This window comes from Proteus sp. fly-1013 (assembly GCF_040140245.1).
Classification (GTDB): Bacteria; Pseudomonadota; Gammaproteobacteria; order Enterobacterales; family Enterobacteriaceae; genus Proteus; species Proteus mirabilis_B.
In genome coordinates, this window is record NZ_JBEEWD010000006.1 from 120,268 (window position 1) to 141,688 (window position 21,421).

Annotated in this window: 19 protein-coding genes and 1 tRNA gene; 11 read left to right on the forward strand and 9 right to left on the reverse strand. The window is 36.9% G+C overall.

What is annotated here, in order from left to right:
* Positions 1–26 precede the first annotated feature (26 nt).
* A complete protein-coding gene (gene alsS, locus ABN236_RS12800; RefSeq protein ID WP_349474146.1) occupies positions 27–1,706 on the reverse strand; it encodes an acetolactate synthase AlsS in 1,680 nt (559 codons plus the stop codon).
* Positions 1,707–1,773: 67 nt separating this feature from the next.
* Positions 1,774–2,601 (reverse strand): acetolactate decarboxylase, encoded by an 828-nt coding sequence (gene budA / locus ABN236_RS12805; RefSeq protein WP_349474147.1) that lies wholly within the window; start codon positions 2,599–2,601, stop codon positions 1,774–1,776.
* 483 nt (positions 2,602–3,084) lie between these two features.
* On the opposite strand from budA, the gene ABN236_RS12810 reads away from it, so the two are divergent.
* Positions 3,085–5,118, forward strand: a complete 2,034-nt coding sequence (locus tag ABN236_RS12810; RefSeq protein ID WP_349474148.1) for a pentapeptide repeat-containing protein — start codon at positions 3,085–3,087, stop codon at positions 5,116–5,118.
* A 121-nt stretch (positions 5,119–5,239) separates the two neighbouring features.
* Here ABN236_RS12810 and ychF read toward each other — a convergent pair whose 3' ends face one another.
* Together ychF and pth are read right to left on the reverse strand one after the other, a co-directional pair.
* On the reverse strand, positions 5,240–6,331 hold the full coding sequence (ychF, locus tag ABN236_RS12815) for a redox-regulated ATPase YchF (protein ID WP_023582042.1): 1,092 nt from the start codon (positions 6,329–6,331) through the stop codon (positions 5,240–5,242).
* 184 nt (positions 6,332–6,515) lie between these two features.
* Positions 6,516–7,100, reverse strand: coding sequence for an aminoacyl-tRNA hydrolase (gene pth / locus ABN236_RS12820; protein WP_194950595.1), 585 nt, complete (start codon positions 7,098–7,100; stop codon positions 6,516–6,518).
* Positions 7,101–7,445: 345 nt separating this feature from the next.
* Between pth and ychH the strand changes: the two genes are divergently transcribed.
* Positions 7,446–7,724 carry a stress-induced protein YchH gene (gene ychH, locus ABN236_RS12825; RefSeq protein ID WP_088495425.1) on the forward strand — a complete coding sequence of 93 codons (279 nt, stop codon included), beginning with the start codon at positions 7,446–7,448 and terminating at the stop codon, positions 7,722–7,724.
* A 237-nt stretch (positions 7,725–7,961) separates the two neighbouring features.
* Here the strand turns inward: ychH and prs are convergent, their stop codons facing one another.
* From prs to lolB, 3 genes are all read right to left on the reverse strand, one after another.
* Complete coding sequence (gene prs, locus ABN236_RS12830) at positions 7,962–8,909, reverse strand: ribose-phosphate diphosphokinase (protein ID WP_036912921.1); 948 nt, start codon at positions 8,907–8,909, stop codon at positions 7,962–7,964.
* Between the two features lie 87 nt (positions 8,910–8,996).
* Positions 8,997–9,872: a 4-(cytidine 5'-diphospho)-2-C-methyl-D-erythritol kinase gene (ispE, locus tag ABN236_RS12835; protein ID WP_088495426.1), complete on the reverse strand. Its 876-nt coding sequence runs from the start codon at positions 9,870–9,872 to the stop codon at positions 8,997–8,999.
* Complete coding sequence (gene lolB, locus ABN236_RS12840) at positions 9,869–10,507, reverse strand: lipoprotein insertase outer membrane protein LolB (protein WP_349474149.1); 639 nt, start codon at positions 10,505–10,507, stop codon at positions 9,869–9,871. The genes ispE and lolB overlap by 4 nt, the downstream gene beginning before the upstream one ends.
* Positions 10,508–10,747: 240 nt before the next feature.
* On the opposite strand from lolB, the gene hemA reads away from it, so the two are divergent.
* The 8 genes from hemA to ABN236_RS12880 all read left to right on the forward strand — a co-directional run bounded on the left by hemA (position 10,748) and on the right by ABN236_RS12880 (position 17,565).
* Positions 10,748–12,010, forward strand: coding sequence for a glutamyl-tRNA reductase (gene hemA / locus ABN236_RS12845; RefSeq protein WP_349474150.1), 1,263 nt, complete (start codon positions 10,748–10,750; stop codon positions 12,008–12,010).
* A gap of 28 nt (positions 12,011–12,038) precedes the next feature.
* Positions 12,039–13,121, forward strand: coding sequence for a peptide chain release factor 1 (prfA, locus tag ABN236_RS12850; RefSeq protein ID WP_088495429.1), 1,083 nt, complete (start codon positions 12,039–12,041; stop codon positions 13,119–13,121).
* Positions 13,121–13,969: a peptide chain release factor N(5)-glutamine methyltransferase gene (prmC, locus tag ABN236_RS12855; RefSeq protein WP_349474151.1), complete on the forward strand. Its 849-nt coding sequence runs from the start codon at positions 13,121–13,123 to the stop codon at positions 13,967–13,969. Before prfA ends, prmC begins: the two co-directional genes overlap by 1 nt.
* Entirely contained in the window at positions 13,953–14,762 is an 810-nt protein-coding gene (sirB1, locus tag ABN236_RS12860; protein WP_194952619.1) for an invasion regulator SirB1, read from the forward strand. Before prmC ends, sirB1 begins: the two co-directional genes overlap by 17 nt.
* 57 nt (positions 14,763–14,819) lie before the next feature.
* Positions 14,820–15,674 (forward strand): 3-deoxy-8-phosphooctulonate synthase, encoded by an 855-nt coding sequence (gene kdsA, locus ABN236_RS12865; RefSeq protein ID WP_088495432.1) that lies wholly within the window; start codon positions 14,820–14,822, stop codon positions 15,672–15,674.
* 7 nt (positions 15,675–15,681) lie between these two features.
* A complete protein-coding gene (mnmL, locus tag ABN236_RS12870) occupies positions 15,682–16,611 on the forward strand; it encodes a tRNA modification radical SAM protein MnmL/YtqA (protein ID WP_349474152.1) in 930 nt (309 codons plus the stop codon).
* Between the two features lie 154 nt (positions 16,612–16,765).
* Positions 16,766–17,044: a type II toxin-antitoxin system TacA family antitoxin gene (locus ABN236_RS12875; RefSeq protein ID WP_088495434.1), complete on the forward strand. Its 279-nt coding sequence runs from the start codon at positions 16,766–16,768 to the stop codon at positions 17,042–17,044.
* Positions 17,041–17,565 carry a GNAT family N-acetyltransferase gene (locus ABN236_RS12880; protein ID WP_349474153.1) on the forward strand — a complete coding sequence of 175 codons (525 nt, stop codon included), beginning with the start codon at positions 17,041–17,043 and terminating at the stop codon, positions 17,563–17,565. The genes ABN236_RS12875 and ABN236_RS12880 overlap by 4 nt, the downstream gene beginning before the upstream one ends.
* Positions 17,566–17,646: 81 nt before the next feature.
* Here ABN236_RS12880 and dauA read toward each other — a convergent pair whose 3' ends face one another.
* A complete protein-coding gene (gene dauA, locus ABN236_RS12885; protein ID WP_088495436.1) occupies positions 17,647–19,347 on the reverse strand; it encodes a C4-dicarboxylic acid transporter DauA in 1,701 nt (566 codons plus the stop codon).
* A 580-nt stretch (positions 19,348–19,927) separates the two neighbouring features.
* Positions 19,928–20,015, reverse strand: a tRNA-Ser gene (locus ABN236_RS12890).
* Between the two features lie 316 nt (positions 20,016–20,331).
* On the opposite strand from ABN236_RS12890, the gene ghrA reads away from it, so the two are divergent.
* Complete coding sequence (gene ghrA / locus ABN236_RS12895; RefSeq protein WP_349474154.1) at positions 20,332–21,273, forward strand: glyoxylate/hydroxypyruvate reductase GhrA; 942 nt, start codon at positions 20,332–20,334, stop codon at positions 21,271–21,273.
* Positions 21,274–21,421 lie beyond the last annotated feature (148 nt).

Below are 21,421 nucleotides of genomic sequence, written 5' to 3' on the forward strand. Positions count from 1 at the left end.
CTTTTATCTAATTAGTTTAGAACACACTAAATAATTAAATTATAATCAATATGTTTCATTAATTTAGCGTTATCTCGATAATCAACAGGAATAGCAAGAACGGCGGGGCCATCAACAGCCATTGCTTCATGTAAAACGGTACGTAATTGAGATGCACATTCAACCGAAAATCCTTTAGCGCCAAAAGATTCGGCATAACGTTTAAAATCAATGGCTCCAAATTTTACGCCAGAATAACGACCATATTTTTCTTGCTCTTGCATTTCGACCATATTATAAGCGTTGTCCACCCAGATAATATGCAAGATATTGGTATTTAAACGAACTGCGGTTTCTAGCTCCATAGACGATTGCATAAAGCCACCATCACCAGAAACAGAAATAATTTTATCGGATGGTCGAACAAAAGAAGCGCCAATTCCCCAAGGTAATGCAACGCCCATTGTTTGTTGTCCATTAGAAATCAGCATTTGTCTTGCTCTAAAACTATAAAGATAACGAGCGAGCCATATATGAAAACTTCCCATATCAATACAGAGTGTTACATCGTTATCAATAATATTTTGCATCTCATGGATAATGGTTAAAGGGTGAATAGGAGAACCATGTCGAAAATAACTATTTTGTTGCAGAATTTCTCTTTGGTGACGAATTTTCTCTAAAACCTGACGAGTATTATTTGAGAGTGTAATTTGAGATGCAGATTGTTTAGCAAAATAGTGAGTTAAATTATCAATTGTTAATTTAATATTGCCTGTTAATTCTAAATCAGGGCAGTAAGCTAAATCAATTTCAGCGGGGATCTCGTCTATATGAATAATATTGGCATTATTATGATTCCATAATGACGGCTCATATTCGATAGGGCTATAACCTAGAGTGATTACTAAATCAGCGTGAGATAATAACTCATCACCCGGTTGATTATTAAATAAACCAATACGACCTGCAAATAAAGGAAAATGGCGTTGAGCAATCGCACCTGCCGATTGATAAGTGCCTACAATCGGAAGAGGGCAAATATCAAGTAGCTTTTGTAATGCTAATGCATTTTCAGGGTAACTAGCTTGTAGTCCTAATAAAATAACGGGGCTTTTGGCATTCAGCAGTAATTTCACGGCTTCTTGGATGGCGTTATTATTTGCGCTACCAATATTGGATTTTGATTTAGGCACTAATATTGGGCTATTAACTTCATTATTTAAAATATCCATTGGAAAAGTTAAAAAAGCGGAGCCCGGTCTTCCTGATTCTGCATGGCGAAAGGCATTAGCCATAGTTTCGGAAATTGATTTTGAAGAATCAATTTCAGCACAAAATTTAGTAATAGGATTAAACATGGTCACGGTATCCATGCTTTGATGAACCAGTTTTAGTCTATCAGAGGATTTTACTGATCCTCCCAACGCAACTAATGGATCACCTTCAGATGTTGCTGTTGCAATGCCCGTTGCAAGATTAGAGCATCCTGGACCCGACGTTGCGATAGCCACTCCCGCTTTGCCCGTTAAACGACCAACTGCGGCAGCCATAAATGCGGCGTTAGCTTCATGACGAACAACCACTGTTTCAATGCTAGAATCAACAAGAGAATCAAATACACGATCAATTTTTGCACCCGGGATACCAAATACTTGTTTAATGCCATGTTGTTCTAATTGTTTGACAACTAAATCTGCACCACATTTCCAATGAGGAGTATTCATATAACCTTCTTTGATTTTGCAAGTGAATAAAAAATTGGATTGAGAATAAAATGACGTGATTTTTAAATTAATTTTCGGCTTGTTCTATTGCTTGATGGAGGTTGTCTGGCATTAAATTAGCTTGTAGAAAAGCTGACTGGCTGGGTAAATCAATAGTAAGGCGAGAAATGATCCCGATTTGTAATATGCCCTTTTTTAAGTAGTAATCAAGAACGTGCCCACCACCTTGGCGTTGTTGATTAATATAATGCTCATGAAATCCCGCAACATTTATGCCTTGAGTAAATTGTGGGGATCGAAAACCTGCAATAATTCCTGTTTCGTTGTGAAAGGTGAAAATAGGCTGATTTTCGATAGCTTCTAACATTGGGCGGTAGGGCGGCTCTTGACGAGGCACTGTGCGTGTTTTAACTAATTCAAATTCACCTTCAATTTTGATTGCACAAAACAAATTATCGGAAGAAACATACTGATTAATTACATTGTGTATTTCTTTTTGTGATGCACCATAAGAAAAGTGATGTTCAATATCACAATTGAAAAATGTCATTACAGCAAAAGGAGATTTTTGAGAGTTTAATGCCTTCCGCGCACTACCATCAGAGCGTAGCTGAAAAACATTACTGTCGAATGCAACTAATTCACCATCAAGTTGATTGAATGTTCCTAAACCAAAATCACCATGCTTTAATAAATCAGCAATAGTAACATCACTGTCATATACACCCGCAATTAAACTACTCATTAATGAATTTTGATAAATAGTACATTCGGGATGATTATTAATATAATTATTTAAGTTGTTTATTATTTCTTGCCCACATTGGCAACCACTCTCTTTATTCTGTTTAATATCGCTATTATCTCGCACGTTATATTTAAGACTACTATTCATAATAAAACCGATCCTTATTGAATAAAGATAGTCATTAGTTGACTATCAAATTTATTATCAATCCAATACATAAGATTTTCAAATGTTTTAATTGTTATTGAATAATGAGTGATAGTTGTGTATTTGAAAATTAAATATAGATTATTTTTCATTGTGATTTAATTAATAAGGTTTATTAATTAAAGGTGTTCTAACATTTAATGAGGTTATTGATGGGGTTTGTTAAACTCTTTTATATCAAAGTAAAGCTAAAAATAGTTGGTTGATGATTTTAAAATCGCATCATGTGTGTGGATAAGGAAATTTCTTATCATAATTTGTAAAACTTTTAGAAAAAAATTAGATTTTGGCTATTTTATTTTATAAAAATAATTATAACACTTCTATTTATTCATTTGGTTGCTTTTTTAAAGTATAAATAATTAGTAATAATATAGTGATTCAATGATTTTTAATTATATTTTTTATTTTACAGGGGGCTATTTGAATAACATATATTTATATCTCAACTCTCGTATCGCTAGAAATAGCGTATCAGCGGTTGACTTGGCAAAAAATAATCCAACAGAGAGTAATTTATCTTTTGCAGAGAAGTTATTAGCAGTAAAAATAGGAAGTACTGTAATAAAGTTAAAAAAAAATAATGGTGATTCTTTTTATGAGAATAGAAAAAGTAAATATGAAATGTTATTTTTAAGGTTGAGTTCAATTAAAAAAATTAATATAAATAAAAGAATGAATAAATATTTGGATAGTCCTGGTGCTAAGTTTAGAAGAGTATCAGACGAAATTTATTGCAGAATTAAAGATTCAGATGTTCTTTCAATTAAAAAAGAACTAATGGAATCAATAGAAAAAAATAAAAAAATTGAATGCTGTAATGATTATAGGAATAAAAATATTGATGTAAATAACTTAAGTAATGTTTATTTAAAAAATAGAGATTTAAGTAATACAAAATTTACTTCACCATCTAATGTTTTTGACATGAAAAATATAAATGTAAATATTGATTTTTCTAATTCATGCTTAATAAATGCGGACTTAAGTGGTGTAAATATAGATGGTGCTATATATAAAAATGCAGATTTAACTAATGCTAAAATTAATATTTGCATGGGTAAGTATTTAACTGATTTTTCAAAAGCAAAGCTTGATGGAGCAAAGATATATTTTTCTGACAGTGAGTTTTTTAATTCTCATTTAAATGAGAATCGCTATATAAATACACCATTTAAGATTATTGGAACTATAAGTGATAAATATAAAGAGATAAAAATATCTCTAATTAGAGATGTTATAAAAAAAATAAACACAGCTGAAATGACAAATGAAGTTCCTATAGACTCAATTATAAAAAATCTTCTGGAGATGAGTTTTTGCATGGAAAATAAAATCATTTCTGATTTTATTAAGCATTTGTTTGAAGTTAAATGTTCGAATAAGCAAGATAGAGATTTTGATTTTCGTATGGAAGATAAATATATAATAACTTATTTAAATCTTCTTTCTGATTTTTCTAATAATAAAGAATTAAAAGATTTTATGTTGAAGAGAAATGGTAATTTTATTAAATTAATGACATTATCTCTTTATCATAATGATGATGAAATTAAAGAGAAAGCTAGAATTTTATATAATAGATATCTTGAACTTGATGAAGTAAAATCTTTAGTAGGGAAGGTGAATTTTAGTAACGGCTATCACCGTATTAACTGGGAAAATGAAAAATATAATAATTATATTCTTATTAGTGGAAATAAGGCTATGATAGCTAACCATAAAAATATAACTAAAATGTTATTTAGTCATTGTATGGAGTGTGCTGCTAAATGGGATAATTTTTTTATTTATTTTAATGGTAAGTATCAAAATAAAAAAGATATTAATCATGATGTTTTATTTAATGAGGATTTTAAAGTTTTCAGAAATAACTATAATATATCTATTAATAAAATTAAAATTGATGAGCTATTATCATTGCTTAATCTTGGTTCATACCAACAAAATTTTCAGTCAAGGTGGGTGGGAAAGCCCACTGAAATTCAGAATGATTTGACTGATATAGAAAAATATAAAAATTTATCAACGATTTCTGAAAAATTATTAGTCATTTCTGATGATAAAAAAGAAAATATTTCACTCAAGGCAGAACATTATGAAGATATTTGTAGTGTTTTTGAATTATGGTTATTAGATAATAAAGAAAAATCTAAATATTTACTGACTTTAGCTATCTTATTTACTGATTATATGGATAACTTTACTTTAGGTTCATATAATGAAGAACGTTATCAAATTTTATTAAATTATATCTGTGGATTGATGAATAAAGCAAAGGAGTTAAACCCAGAATTAATGGGTGATAAATACACAACATGGATTGAGGCATTATCTAAATATGATATGAATAATTATTTTAAATTTAACCCCATTTTATTGAAAATGAGAAAATATGCAAATAAGCATTTTGAGCAGATCTATCGAAAAATAATACCTTTACATTGGCTGATGTAATAAAGGTAAATGTTTCTTTTAAGGAAAAAAGAGAATATATACTCTATTATTTATTAACTAATAGAAAACCACGTATTTGAATTTTACTCAAATTACGTGGTTTGTTATTATGTGAGAAATTTTAGACGTTAAATAAGAAGTTCATTACATCGCCATCTTGAACGATATACTCTTTACCTTCTGCACGCATTTTTCCTGCTTCTTTAGCGCCTTGTTCACCACCGTAAGTGATAAAATCGTTATAAGCGATAGTTTGAGCACGGATAAAGCCTTTCTCAAAGTCAGTGTGGATTTTACCTGCCGCTTGTGGCGCTGTTGCACCTACTGGGATTGTCCATGCACGTACTTCTTTAACGCCAGCAGTGAAGTAAGTTTGTAAGTTCAGTAGGGCATAACCAGCGCGAATCACACGGTTTAAGCCAGGCTCTTCAATACCTAAATCTTGCATAAACTCTTCACGCTCTGCATCTTCTAACTCGGCAATATCTGCTTCGATAGCGGCACAAACAGGAACAACTACAGAGCCTTCTGCTTCTGCAATTTTGCGAACAGTTTCAAGATATGGGTTATTTTCAAAACCATCTTCATTAACGTTTGCAATATACATTGTTGGTTTTAACGTTAAGAAGCTTAAATAACGAATAGTTGCTTTTTCTTCTTCAGTTAAATCTAAAGCGCGTAACATGCCTGCGTTTTCTAAATGCGGTAAGCATTTTTCTAACACTTCCATTTCTGCTTTAGCAATTTTATCGCCACCTTTTGCTTTCTTCTGATTACGGTGCATTGCTCGTTCACAGGTATCTAAGTCAGAAAGGGCTAATTCAGTATTGATGGTTTCGATATCTTCAGCAGGATCAACTTTACCTGCAACGTGAATGATATTGTCATTTTCAAAACAACGAACCACATGACCAATCGCTTCAGTTTCACGAATATTTGTTAGGAATTGGTTACCTAAACCTTCACCTTTAGATGCACCTTTTACTAAACCTGCGATATCAACAAATTCCATTGTTGTTGGTAAAATACGCTGTGGTTTAACAATTTCAGCTAGTTTATCTAAGCGAGGATCAGGCATTGGAACAACACCTGTGTTTGGCTCGATAGTACAGAATGGGAAGTTGGCTGCCTCAATACCTGCCTTAGTTAAGGCATTAAACAGTGTAGATTTCCCTACGTTAGGCAGACCGACGATACCACATTTAAATCCCATAAACGTTCACCTTGTCACATAAAAACAACAGGAGGGAGTATTCCTGTTGTGTGCTGTTAAAAAAATTTGGCGCTATTATAGAGCAAATCCCCGTTTGATTAAATCATCAGGGGTTAATCGCACAAAATAAGAGAGGGACTTTACCCTCTGAATATTAAAATTACTTAATTTATCAATATAATGATTATGCTTTAAAGCTATGTAAGCGGTTTATTGCTTTCTCATAACCATCACGCATTAAAATGTCTGTGCATGAAAGTGCTTCATCAATAGCGTCATCAATCAATTTTTGTTCACTCATTGGTGGTTTACCTAATACAAAACCAACAACTTTATTTTTATCACCAGGGTGACCAATACCAATGCGTAAACGATAGAAGTTCGGATTATTAGCAAACTTACTTTGAATATCTTTTAAACCGTTATGACCGCCATTGCCACCACCTAACTTCATTTTGACAACACCGGGCGGTAAATCGAGTTCATCATGTGCAACTAGAATTTCATTAAGCTCGATACGATAGAAATTCGCCATCGCCTGTACCGCTTTACCACTTAAGTTCATAAAAGTTGTCGGCACTAATAATCGAACATCATTCCCGTTCAAATTAATGCGAGCGGTATAACCAAAGAATTTACTCTCTTCTTTTAGAGATTGTTGATGACGTTGAGCCAATAAATCAACATACCAAGCACCCGCATTATGGCGAGTCTGGGCATAATCTGCACCGGGGTTTGCTAACCCGACGATAAGTTTAATTTTACTCACAATAGCCTTTCACTGTTATCGTCTTAAAAGAAAGGGCATAGTTTACCTGTCTAAGCTCAGAAGCACAAAATAGATTACATAGAATGTTTTTTGGGAATGATGTGTAGAGGAAATATCACCTTTTTGATTTAACAAAAAGAGCGAAAATGACAAAATCGGCGTTATTTTCTTCTTTTGAAAGACAAAAACACATTTTTTGTTAAGAATTGTCAATAAATTTCGGAGCGATGTGATCTCTTCGACAATAACTTCTTAGTATTTATGGCTATAATAACTGCAAAGAACAAAAGGTTATTCGATGTATTTTGTTGTTGAATCGTCTGACGACGCGCTTGGAGGTGCAACATGAAATATAAACATGCATTTGCAGTTGGTAATTTATGTATGGCTACGGGGATGATTGTTATGCTCGGTAGTCTTGGTTATACGCTTCTTACTCATATTTTTCCATTAGGACTTCCTGAGTTTTTATCAGATATCTCTTTAATGGGGATCTTTATTGGTGCTTTGGTGTGGTTAGCAGGCGCCCGCATTGGTGGTAGAGAAACAATCGCAGAAAGATATTGGTGGTTACGTAACCATGATGAGCGTTATCGTCGTCATGACAATCACCGTTATCCATAATGTTGTTATCACAAATAAATATCAGATTAGATAACAATAATAATGAAGTTAATAACTGATATTAAGTGAATAATAGTTGTCATTATGCGTTGTAATACACACCTATAGACCCGTTTAATAATAACGGGTTTTTTGTTGCCTAAAATTCTTACTCTAGAAAATAGCAACAAAAAACCCGCTATAACAAACGCTATAGCGGGTTTAGTTATCTCAAATTGCAATGAATGTTATAACAAATTAATGTTCAAACATCGCAGAGATTGACTCTTCATTGCTAATACGGCGAATTGCTTCAGCCAGCATGCCAGAAAGGGTCAATGAGCGGACTTTATTTAATGCTTTGATTTCTGCTGATAACGGAATTGTATCGCAGACAACCACTTCATCAATAACAGAGCTTTTGATGTTCTCAACAGCATTACCAGAGAAGATTGGGTGAGTCGCGTAAGCAAATACACGTTTAGCACCACGTTCTTTCAGCGCTTCAGCTGCTTTACACAATGTACCGCCTGTGTCGATCATATCGTCAACAAGGATACAGTCGCGGTTAGCAACATCACCAATAATATGCATAACTTGAGAAACGTTAGCACGAGGGCGACGTTTATCAATGATAGCCATATCAGTGTCATTCAGAAGCTTAGCAATAGCACGAGCGCGAACAACACCGCCAATATCTGGAGAAACAACAATAGGGTTGTCCAAATCTTTTTGAAGCATATCTTCTAAAAGGATTGGGCTGCCGAAGACATTGTCAACCGGTACATCAAAGAACCCTTGGATTTGTTCTGCGTGTAAGTCACAGGTTAAAACGCGGTCTACGCCTACACTAGATAAGAAATCCGCAACAACTTTTGCCGTAATAGGAACACGGGCTGAACGAACACGGCGATCCTGACGGGCATAACCGAAGTAAGGAATAACAGCAGTGATACGACCAGCGGAAGCTCGACGTAATGCGTCAACCATGACCACTAATTCCATTAAGTTATCATTAGTAGGTGCACAGGTTGATTGAATGATAAATACATCACCACCACGTACGTTTTCGTTGATTTGCACACTGACTTCACCGTCGCTAAAACGACCTACAGCCGCGTCTCCTAGGCTAGTGTAGAGTCGGTTGGCAACACGTTGAGCCAGTTCCGGGGTTGCGTTACCAGCAAAAAGCTTCATATCGGGCACGAGAAAAACCTCAGGCTTGCGTCCAGAGAGAGATATTGTTGACCAGTAAAGAACGTGTTTATGAACATAAGGTTTGTAAACATCATCCTACGGGTGCAATAACACAGGTATCCTTGAGCGGAATAAATGCAGAGGAGAAATGTTGACGCCTTGCGCTACAAATCCATGCACCCACTCAGGGGCGTTAACTAACACTTCACTAGCGGCAACTTGTGAGTCGAACTCGCCGAACACACAGGCACCTGTCCCAGTTAAGCGTGACGGTGCATATTCTAACAGCCACGAAAGCAGATATTCAACCTCACGAAAACGTTTTCTTGCGATCATTTCACAGTCATTCTCGAACGGAGCCTTTAATAATGCGCCAAGAGAGCGAATAGGAGAATTACGTTTTAATTCTGGATCTGTGAAGATTGTCGGTGTTGGAATGGAAATTCCGGGGTGTGCGACCAAATACCATTGCTCTTTTGGCTCTGCTGGGGTCAAAATTTCACCAACGCCTTCGGCGAACGCTGCATGACCTTTTACAAAAACAGGAACGTCTGCGCCTAAACTAACGCCTAATTCGGCTAAGGTTTCGTCACTTAATCCGGCTTGCCAATGATAATTAAGTGCAATTAATGTTGTTGCTGCGTTAGATGAACCTCCACCTAAGCCACCTCCCATAGGCAGTTTTTTATCAATACTGATATCTGCACCGTGATACTTCAAAGGAACATTATGTTGCTGGCAATAATCACGAAGTAATTTAGCGGCTTTAATAATTAAATTATCTTTATCTTCTACGCCATCAATTGGCGTTAAGATAGTTAACTGGGTATCATCACGAGGTGTAATGGTTAGTGTGTCACCATAATCTAAAAACTGAAATAACGTTTGTAAATTATGATAACCATCGGGGCGTTTTCCCGTGATGTAGAGAAAAAGATTTAGTTTGGCAGGAGAAGGCCAACTTAGTGTCATTGCTGTATATCCCAGTTATCCATTTTTAATTTGATAGTGCGTTCACCTTGTTTTAATTCAAGGCGTTGTGGCAGGTTGGGTGTGGTACTTGAATCATAAGCTTGGAAAGTCACAATCCAATCACCTTCAGGTGCAGGTAATGTGACAGATTTTAATAAGTGATTAGCATCTAATTCGAAATCAGTTGCGTCACCCGGTAAACCAACAAGCCAAGCACGCAGATTTTTGAGTGGAATAAGCATACCTGTGAGTTGGTAAATCATCTCAGCAGGATTATCGCTATAATATTTTTTACCATTATTATCGGTAACTTCAATCACACCAGGCATGACATTTAAATCGAGTTCTGTTGTGCCTAAAGGATTGGTAAGCAATAAGCGATAACGCTCATCAGCTCTGTCTTGCCAATAGAATCGGGCATAGGTTTTGTTTGTATCTTCGATATAAGCAAAAGCGCCTCGGGTTTCATATTGTGAAATTTTCTTTAATGCTTGTTGGCGAGCTTGCCATTGCACATCGTTATCAGATGCCGAGCCTTGAGTCTTTATCTGATTTAGATTACAGGCACTCAGCAACAACGCCGTTAGCGGGATAAGGCGCAGGAGTTGTTTGGTTGAAAAAAAGCGTGAACGCATAGCTGAGACATTCCTTTAATTCGTTATTAGTTGAAAAAAAGAGTATCATAAACCTTATGATATAACGATATTTCGTTAAATTGTGTATAGAAATCTCCTATCACTCAAGTAAGCTCTTTTATTGAATCTGTTCATCAAGTAGAATGGCGGAAATGAAGAGTCCATACTAAATGCGCTGTTTTAGGTTTACACTAAGTCAAGTCGCGAGGCGGTATTTATTCATAACTCGATATAGTTGATATGACGTTATTAGCATTAGGTATTAATCATAAAACAGCCCCCGTTGCTTTACGTGAGAAAGTCTCTTTTTCTCCCGATACCATGGGTGATGCCTTGAATAACCTCTTACAGCAACCCGCTGTCAGAGGCGGTGTCGTGCTGTCTACTTGTAACCGTACTGAGCTCTATCTTAGTATGGAAGACAAAGAAAATAGCCATGAACAGCTTATTCGCTGGTTATGTCAATATCACCAAATAGAGCCAAATGACCTGAAAAACAGTGTCTATTGGCATCAAGATAATCAAGCTGTCAGCCATTTAATGCGAGTGGCAAGTGGTTTAGATTCTCTCGTATTAGGTGAACCTCAAATTTTAGGGCAAGTTAAAAAAGCCTTTGCCGATTCTCAAAATTACCACTCGCTCTCTTCAGAGCTGGAACGCTTGTTTCAGAAATCTTTTTCAGTTGCGAAAAGAGTGAGAACAGAGACACAAATTGGTGCTAATGCGGTTTCTGTTGCTTTTGCGGCTTGTACATTAGCGCGTCAAATCTTTGAATCGTTATCTTCTTTGACTATTTTATTAGTGGGGGCAGGCGAGACAATAGAGTTAGTCGCTCGCCATCTTCGTGAACATCAAGTCAAAAAAATCATTATTGCTAATCGAACAAAAGAACGTGCTCAGCGTTTAGCAAATGAAGTTGATGCTGAAGTCATTACATTATCAGAGATTGATGAGTGTCTTGCACAGGCTGATATTGTCATTAGTTCTACGGCAAGCCCATTACCAATTATTGGTAAGGGAATGGTTGAAAGAGCGCTTAAAAAACGCCGAAATCAGCCAATGTTGCTGGTGGACATCGCAGTTCCTCGTGATATAGAACAAGATGTCGAAAAGCTTAATAACGTTTATCTTTATAGCGTTGATGATTTAGAAGCGATAATTCAACATAACCGTGAACAACGCCAAGCTGCTGCGGTTCAAGCAGAACATATTGTCCAGCAAGAAAGTGGGCAATTTATGGATTGGCTACGAGCACAAGGTGCTGTGGGTGCAATTCGAGAATATCGAGACAGTGCTGAAATGTTACGTGCAGAAATGACAGAAAAAGCCATCACATTGATACAAAACGGAGCGGATGCAGAAAAAGTCATCCAACAGCTCTCGCATCAATTGATGAATCGTCTTATTCACACACCAACAAAATCTCTTCAACAGGCCGCCAGTGATGGTGATATTGAACGCCTGAATCTATTACGTGAAAGTTTGGGTATTACCCATAATTAACTTTGTCTAACAGGATCTTAATCTACGAATGAAGCCTTCTATTGTCGCTAAGTTGGAAGCTCTACAAGAGCGTTATGAAGAAATTCAGGCACTTCTGTCAGAAGCCGATGTTATTGCCTCTCAGGAGCGTTTTCGTGCGCTTTCAAAAGAATACTCTCAATTAACTGACGTTACGGCTTGTTTTAGCCAATGGCGAAAAGTGCAAGACGACATCGAAGCAGCAGAAATGATGCTTGATGATCCTGAAATGAAAGAGATGGCACAAGAAGAGCTGAAAGAAGCACAAGCATTAAACGATGATTTAGAACAGCAGTTACAAGTGCTGTTACTGCCTAAAGATCCTGATGATGAATTTAACTGTTTCCTTGAAATTCGTGCGGGAACAGGGGGAGATGAAGCGGCATTATTCGCGGGTGATTTATTCCGTATGTATAGCCGTTATGCAGAATCACGTCGCTGGCGTATTGAAGTCATGAATGCTAACGAAGGTGAGCATGGTGGCTACAAAGAGGTTATCGCAAAAGTGGTTGGCGATGGCGCTTATGGTGTATTGAAATTCGAATCAGGCGGTCACCGTGTTCAACGCGTTCCTGAAACGGAATCTCAAGGTCGTATTCATACTTCTGCTTGTACGGTTGCCGTCTTAGCTGAAGTGCCAGAAGCTGAATTACCTGAAATCAGTCCAAGTGACTTACGTATTGATACATTCCGTTCTTCAGGGGCGGGTGGTCAGCACGTTAATACCACCGACTCTGCTATCCGTATTACACATATTCCAACAGGAATTGTGGTGGAATGTCAGGATGAGCGTTCACAGCACAAAAACAAAGCCAAAGCGATGTCTGTATTAGGCGCACGTATTCGAGCAGCTGAAATGCAAAAACGCCAAGAAGCAGAAGCTTCTGAACGTCGTAATTTATTGGGTTCTGGTGACCGTTCTGACCGAATTAGAACGTACAACTTCCCGCAAGGTCGTGTAACAGATCACCGTATCAACCTTACGTTTTATCGCTTAGATGAAGTCATGGAAGGAAAATTAGATCCATTAATTCAGCCTATCGTAACTGAATATCAAGCGGATCAGCTTTCTGCACTTTCTGAGTTGAATTAATGAATTATGAACAATGGCTGCGAGAAGCAGCCTTGCAATTAATTGAAAGTGACAGCCCTAAACGTGATGCTGAAATTCTACTTGGGTACGTGACACAACGTACTCGTACTTATTTAATTGCCTTTAATGAAACGGTACTTTCGTTAGATGAGTTAGAACAATTATCGCAATTGCTGACTCGACGTATTAAAGGTGAACCTATTGCTTATTTAGTCGGTGAAAGAGAGTTTTGGTCACTGCCTTTAAAAGTCTCACCTGCAACATTAATTCCTCGCCCAGATACAGAATGCCTTGTTGAAAAAGCCTTAGAAAAACTGCCATCAGAGCCGACTCGTATTCTTGATTTAGGAACGGGAACAGGGGCTATTGCGTTAGCAATGGCATCTGAACGCCCAGATTGCCATATTATTGGTGTGGATTTTCAAGCTGAAGCAGTGGTATTAGCGCAAGAGAATGCGACCAACTTAGCATTAAACAACACAGAATTTATGGAAAGTTGTTGGTTTAGTTCACTCTCAGGGCATCAATTTGGTATGATAATCAGTAATCCTCCTTACATTGATGAAAATGATGAGCATATTCATCAGGGGGATGTTCGTTTTGAACCTTTAACCGCATTAGTTGCTGGCAAAAATGGTTTTGCTGATATCGAGATTATCATTGAAACTGCTCGTCAATTTTTAACTGATAATGGCTGGGTATTACTGGAACACGGCTGGCAACAAGGTGAAGGGGTACGCAATATTTTTATTGATAAGGGTTACTGCTGTGTGGAAACTTTCCGTGATTATGGCGGTAATGAGCGTGTGACAGTAGGTCGTTGGAATTATGATAGAAACCATAGCTGATTACGAATTTAATAAAGCCCCTTTAGTTAAGGGCATGATCCTTATCTCTCAGGCTATTCGACCTGATTTTCCGACCACTTCTGTTGGTTATCAACTCGCGCAGTTAGTTGAACAGGCAGAAGCTGAAATTCCCCAACAAGGAAATACCAAAGAGCAGATAGAAGCACTGCTAAAACTGTTTTATAAGCAGTGGCACTTTAGTGGTGCAAGTGGCAAATATTGCCTTTCTGATACGTTATGGTTAGATAAAGTATTAGCGACACACGTCGGCTCTCCTGTTTCACTGGGTTCGATTCTTATTTATATCGCACAAGCGTTAAATTTACCGTTAGTCCCGGTTATCTTTCCTACACAACTGATCATCAGAATAGATATTCCTAATGAACAACCGCTATTTTTAAATCCAATAAATGGTGAATATCTATCGCAACATACCTTAGAAGTTTGGTTAAAAGGGAATGTAGGCGGTGCCTCTGTATTATTAGAGGCAGATTTAGAAGAATCAGAATACAGTTCTATTATTCGTAAGCTTTTGGATACATTGAAAGTTTCTTTAATGGAAGAAAAGAATATGGTGCAAGCATTAAAAGCCAGTGAAACGGTGTTAATGTTTGATCCTGAAGATCCCTACGAAATACGTGATCGTGGACTTATTTTTGCTCAGTTAGAGTGCAACCATGTGGCGATTTCTGACTTAAACTATTTTGTTGAGCAATGTCCTGAAGATCCTATTTCAGAGATGATCAAAATCCAAATTCATTCGATAGAACAAAATCCTATTGTTCTACATTAAAAATTTAAGAAACGTACTTAATTAACACAGTACATTACAAACAGTATAGGGATAAATATGCAACATAAAGTGGTGAATATTGGTGATATCAAGGTAGCAAACGACCTGCCATTTGTGCTTTTTGGTGGCATGAATGTATTAGAATCGCGCGATTTAGCCATGCGTATTTGTGAGCATTACGTCACTGTAACTCAGAAACTGAATATTCCTTATGTATTCAAAGCTTCTTTCGATAAAGCAAACCGTTCTTCAATCCACTCTTACCGTGGTCCGGGTTTAGAAGAAGGGATGAAAATTTTCCAAGAGTTAAAAGAAACTTTTGGCGTTAAAATTATCACTGACGTTCATGAAGCAGCACAGGCTCAACCTGTATCAGAAGTGGTTGATGTTATTCAATTACCTGCATTTTTAGCGCGTCAAACTGATCTTGTTGAAGCGATGGCTAAAACTGGCGCTGTGATCAACGTAAAAAAACCTCAGTTTGTAAGCCCAGGTCAAATGGGAAATATCGTCGATAAGTTTAAAGAAGGCGGTAACGATCAAGTTATTCTATGTGATCGTGGTAGTAACTTTGGTTACGATAACTTAGTTGTTGATATGTTAGGTTTCCATGTCATGATGCAGGCTTCTCAAGGCGCACCCGTTATTTTTGATGTCACCCACTCATTACAGTGTCGTGACCCATTTGGTGCAGCATCAGGCGGACGTCGCGCGCAAGTTGCTGAATTAGCTCGTGCAGGTATGGCTGTTGGCCTTGCTGGATTATTCCTTGAAGCTCACCCAGATCCAGATAATGCGCGTTGTGATGGCCCATCAGCGTTGCCACTGGCAAAATTAGAGCCTTTCTTAGCTCAAATTAAAGCGATTGATGAAGTGGTGAAAAATTTCCCAGAGTTAGATACCAGCAAATAAAATTGTTATGCAACTGCATACAGTAGTGAATATGTTCGGCGCTGATCTTCAGCGCCGTTATCACGAAAAAATTCATAAAATCACCCTCCATGGCGGTTTCAACTGTCCTAATCGAGATGGCACATTAGGGCGAGGTGGCTGTACTTTCTGTAATGTCTCTTCTTTTGCTGATGAACAAACGCAATATCATTCGATAGAAGAACAAATTGCATTACAAGCCAAAAATATTAACCGCGCACATCGTTATCTTGCCTATTTTCAAGCCTATACCAGTACTTATGCCGAAGTAGAATATTTGCGTACTTTATATGAAACCGCATTATTACAAGCTGACATGGTTGGATTATGTGTTGGAACTCGGCCAGATTGTGTCCCTGTCAGCGTTTTGGATTTATTGCAAGGTTATCGCGATAAAGGCTATGAAGTATGGTTAGAACTTGGTTTGCAAACGGCTCATGATAAAACATTGAAACACATTAATCGTGGGCATGATTTTCAATGTTACCAAGCGACCACTCGTGAAGCTCGTCGGCGTGGTTTAAAAGTGTGTACGCACCTTATTGTTGGACTGCCACGAGAAGATCACCGGCTTAATATGCAAACATTAGAGCGTGTGGTAGAGACAGGTACTGATGGGCTTAAATTACATCCATTGCATATTGTTGAAGGCAGTACAATAGCTAAAGCATGGAAAGCAGGGCGTATTAATGCATTGACGCAAGAACAATATGTTTATACCGCGGGTGAGATGATCCGCCATACTCCTCCTGAAATGATTTATCACCGTGTGTGTGCTAGCGCCAGAAAACCCACCTTATTAGCTCCTGAATGGTGTGAAAATCACTGGTTGGGAATGAATGCACTTTATCAAGATTTATTAAAAAAGGGTGTGCAAGGAAGCGGGATTGGTAATGCGTTTATTCCTAATTCTAAATAAGCCATATTAAGAAATTACCGCACTATATACATTTCAAATCTGAATGTTTTTTTAATTTATATTAAAAAATGCAATTCATTTTCTCTCAATATAAAATAAGTTGTAACTTTTTTAATCATATTGTACGCTTTCAATGTGTACATAGGAGGCAGTTATGGCTCAAACACTCGTAGAAAATAGTGAGAGAGTATCAATTCGTATTACTACAGAAGATAAATCACTGCTTATTCGTGCAGCTAGTTTAGAAAACACAAATCTAACGGAATTTGTGCTTCGCAATGTCGTACCAGTGGCTCGACAAGTTATTGAAAACAATGAACGTTTAAAGTTATCGGAAAAAGACACGTTACGTGTTATGGAACTTTTAGATAATCCGCCAAAGCCTAATGCTAAGTTACTGGCAGCGGCTTTTGCTCTACCGGACAAAGTATGACAATACCTAACTGGCATGAAGAAGCAATCAGTAAAAAGCATGATAGACATACCTTTAATTGTGGCGATACAGTACTTAATCAATTCTTGTATCGCCACGCAAGACAGAATCATGAAAATGGTAGTTCTAAAACTTATTTAGCCATCAATAGTAGTAATAATGCCATTATAGGTTATTACAGCTTGTGTCCTGCTTCTATCGAGTTTGAAAAAACACCTGAAATGATTAAACGTGGTTTAGCTCGCCATGATATTCCTGTTTTTAGACTTGCACGATTAGCGACTGATTTATCGGTTCAAGGAAAGGGGCTAGGAGGACAATTACTTCTTACAGCAGGAAAGCGTTGTCTTGCAGTGGCAAGTGAATTGGGAGGTGTAGCATTGCTTATAGATGCAAAAAATGAACGAGTAGCTAATTGGTATATTAGCTACGGTGCTGTGCCACTATTGGATTCGTCCCTATCTTTATTAATTTCTTTTAAAACAATTTATACTGCACTTACAATGGCAAACAAAATATAAATTATGAAATATTAAAATAGCCCTTAATTAAATAACTTAAATTAAGGGCTAAATAAATTTTATATTAATTGTAATAAATAACTACTGAATTAATTCCAAATCATCCAGTGCTTTTTGTAATGAAGGATAGAAATTAAGTTCTCCTTCAATAGGCGTGACTCTTGCTCTTGCCAGCGTTTTTAAAGGCTGGAAAGGAATATCACAAACAATCACATGGGTATCATGTTTAACATCAGTGACAAAATGCTGGAATGCATGTAATCCACCTGCATCTAATACAGGAACAGCATCCCATTGCATAATAACGGTTTTATAACCTTTACTACGTTCACGTAACTCATTAAAGATACGCTCTGCGGCAGCAAAGAATAATGGACCATTAACACGCACAACTAATAGTTGTTTATCATCATCAGTATAAGGGGATTCAGTTATTTTGGTCATATTGGCAATACGACGCATAAATAACAGTGAAGCCAACACAATACCGATAGTAATGGCAATAACCATATCAAAGAGGACGGTGAGCGATAAGCATAATACTAAGACAATAATATCGTCTTTAGGAGCGTGTCGAATAAGATCAATAACTTTACGCGCTTCACTCATATTCCATGCAACAATTAACAGCAGTGCGGACATTGCGGCTAAAGGTAAATAAGAAAGAAAAGGGGCTAATACAAGTAAAGTTAGCAACACCAATAACGAGTGAACAATAGCAGAAACAGGTGATGTTGCACCTGCACGCACGTTAGCAGCGGAACGTGCAATCGCTGCGGTCGCTGTAATACCACCAAAGAAAGGTGCGACAATATTACCAACACCTTGTCCGACTAACTCATCATTAGAGTGGTGTTTTTTGCCAGTCATACCATCAAGCACAACCGCACATAATAGTGATTCGATAGCACCTAGCATTGCCATTGAGAAAGCTGCGGGTAATAAAGCAGAAACAGTGCTCCAATTTAATTCAAGTGATGTACCTGAACTTGGTAAATTCCAAGGTAAAACAAACTGGGGCAAAATAGGTGGAATACCTTGCCCAGTTGTTCCGTTAGGAAGCATATAACTAAATTGCGAGCCAATTGTTGCAACGTCATGACCGAACATATTCACAATACCCATTACTGCTGTACCTGCGATTAAAGCGGGTAAGTGTCCGGGTAAACGTAAATTCAGCTTAGGCCAATAAATTAAAACAAACAGTGTTGTCAGACCGATAAGCGTATCACCAAGATGAATAGTCGGTAATGCAGAGCCTAGAGCAATCACTTTATCAATATAGGTTTCTGGCACATGCGCTAATTCAAGACCAAAAAAGTCTTTTACTTGCATGGTGGCGATAGTGATAGCAATCCCTGAAGTAAATCCAAGTGTTACAGAAACGGGAATATACTCAATAAGCTTGCCAAAGCGAGCTAATCCCATAACCACTAAGATAACGCCAGACATCAGCGTAGCAATCAATAAGCCACTCAAACCAAACTGTTGTGATACAGGGTAAAGGATCACAACAAAAGCGGCAGTAGGCCCTGACACGCTGTATCGCGAGCCACCAGAAACAGCAATGACTATACCGGCAATAGCTGCGGTATAAAGACCGTATTGCGGAGGAACACCGCTACCAATTGCCAAAGCCATGGCTAAAGGTATCGCGATAATTCCGACGGTGATCCCTGCAATAATATCTTTTAATAAACGCGCAAAAGAGTAAGGCTCTTTTACACATGCATCAATAAATGCACTAAAGGGGCGAACCCGGTTAACTTTATGAGTTTTCATTTAGGATTAAACCAAAATAAGAAGTCAGATGCCGAATAACGGCGATAAGGAAAAGAGAGGATATCGCTTTTATTCGCTGATAATAATGTGATACATCAAATTATTAATGTATATCTTAAAGCTTAGTAAAAATAAAATCAATTAAACTAATAAGTTAACCTAAATAGATAATGCAATGTATCTTATTGTATTTATTCTGTTGCTTGCTTGAAAATAAAGTTTAAATTTATTTTAAAATTATAAAAAGCGTTTTATTTTAGAATAAATGTCGTTTAGAGATAGGGTAATAAAAATCTTTTTACGTCATAAAAATCGGATAGACATAAATAACAACTACATAAGTTGTTTTGACTCATTAAAATTAATAATCTTTGATTATTAAGTGATGATAAATTATTAAATAAAACGATTAAGCAAAAAATAAAATAAAAAATGTGTTGTATACTAACAATAACATCATCAAAAAATGAAGGGTTACTGGATATAAACGAGTCGGTGAAGAGCAAACAAGACTAAGAGATTGGAAATTTCGGACAAAAAAATAGAGCCTAGTTAAAAAACTAAGCTCTATCTTAGAATATGGCGGTGAGAGAGGGATTCGAACCCTCGATACGTTGCCGTATACACACTTTCCAGGCGTGCTCCTTCAGCCTCTCGGACATCTCACCGTATTGTCGTTGGATATGCACTTAACATCTCTCAACGGGGCGCTACTATATGGAAAAGGATCATAGGCGTCAACAGCTAAATGCATTTTTCCCTTAACTTTTGTATCAAGCAGTCAAATAAAAAACAATATGCACAAATGCTAGGCAAATTATGCAGTAAAGCAATACCAATATGGATTGTTGCATTGAAAAGAGATTTAAGAATTTCGTTAACTGGTTAACATTCTCAACATTTTTATTAACAACTTATTCAAAGAGACTTGAAATCAGAACGTAACCCTCGCACCCTATGATAAAAATGCTGGAGGAAGGCAAAATGAATATTATTTATTATCATCCTTTTTTTGACGCAGATACATGGATCAATGGTATGAAGGCACGTTTGCCGAATGCCAATATACGCATTTGGGAACCTGGCGATAATCAACCTGCTGATTACGCTATGGTTTGGCTTCCTCCTTATGAAATGCTAGCCAGTCGCAATCACCTTAAAGGTATTTTTGCCTTAGGGGCGGGAGTCGATGCTATTTTAAAACAAGAACAACAAAAGCCGGGTACATTACCAACTGGCGTTCCTGTTATGCGTTTAGAAGACACCGGAATGGGGCTTCAAATGCAAGAATATGCGATTGCTAAAGTGATGTATTACTTTCGTCGAATGGATGATTATAAACGCCAACAATCACAACGCTTATGGAAACAACTTCCTGCGCATTCTTATGATGATTTTGTTATTGGTGTTTTAGGTGCTGGAGCTTTAGGTGGGAGTGTTGCGACTAAACTTGCTGAACTTGGTTTTAAAGTTCGTTGCTGGAGTCGCAGTGAAAAACAAATTAAAAATGTTGAAAGTTTTTATGGTAAAGAGCAATTCAATGATTTCCTTAAAGAGTGTAATTTACTAATTAACTTATTACCTTATACGCCAGAAACGCATGGTATTTTGAATTTTTCACTCTTTGAACAACTTAAACCTTCTTCTTATTTGATTAATTTGGCGCGGGGTGCGCATTTAGTTGATCAAGATTTATTAGAAGCGATAGATCAAGGGCATATTGCTGATGCGACTTTGGATGTTTTTGCTCAAGAGCCATTAGCAGGAATGCACCCATTTTGGACACATCCTCGCGTTTCTATTACGCCACATATTGCAGCCTTTACAATTCCTAATATCGCAATGGATACGATTGTTGAAAATATCCAACGAATTGAAAAGGGTGAAGCACCTTGTGGTGTGGTTGATATGAAAAGTGGATATTAAAACGATTTAATACCTTTTCTAATTTTATATAATAGGCAATAAATTTTAGTTTATTGCCTATTTTTTTGTCCTGACTTTCAAAAAACATCATTTTTTCTGTTATTTATATAATGTAATAAAAATCTGGTTGTAAATAGATATCTCTTAC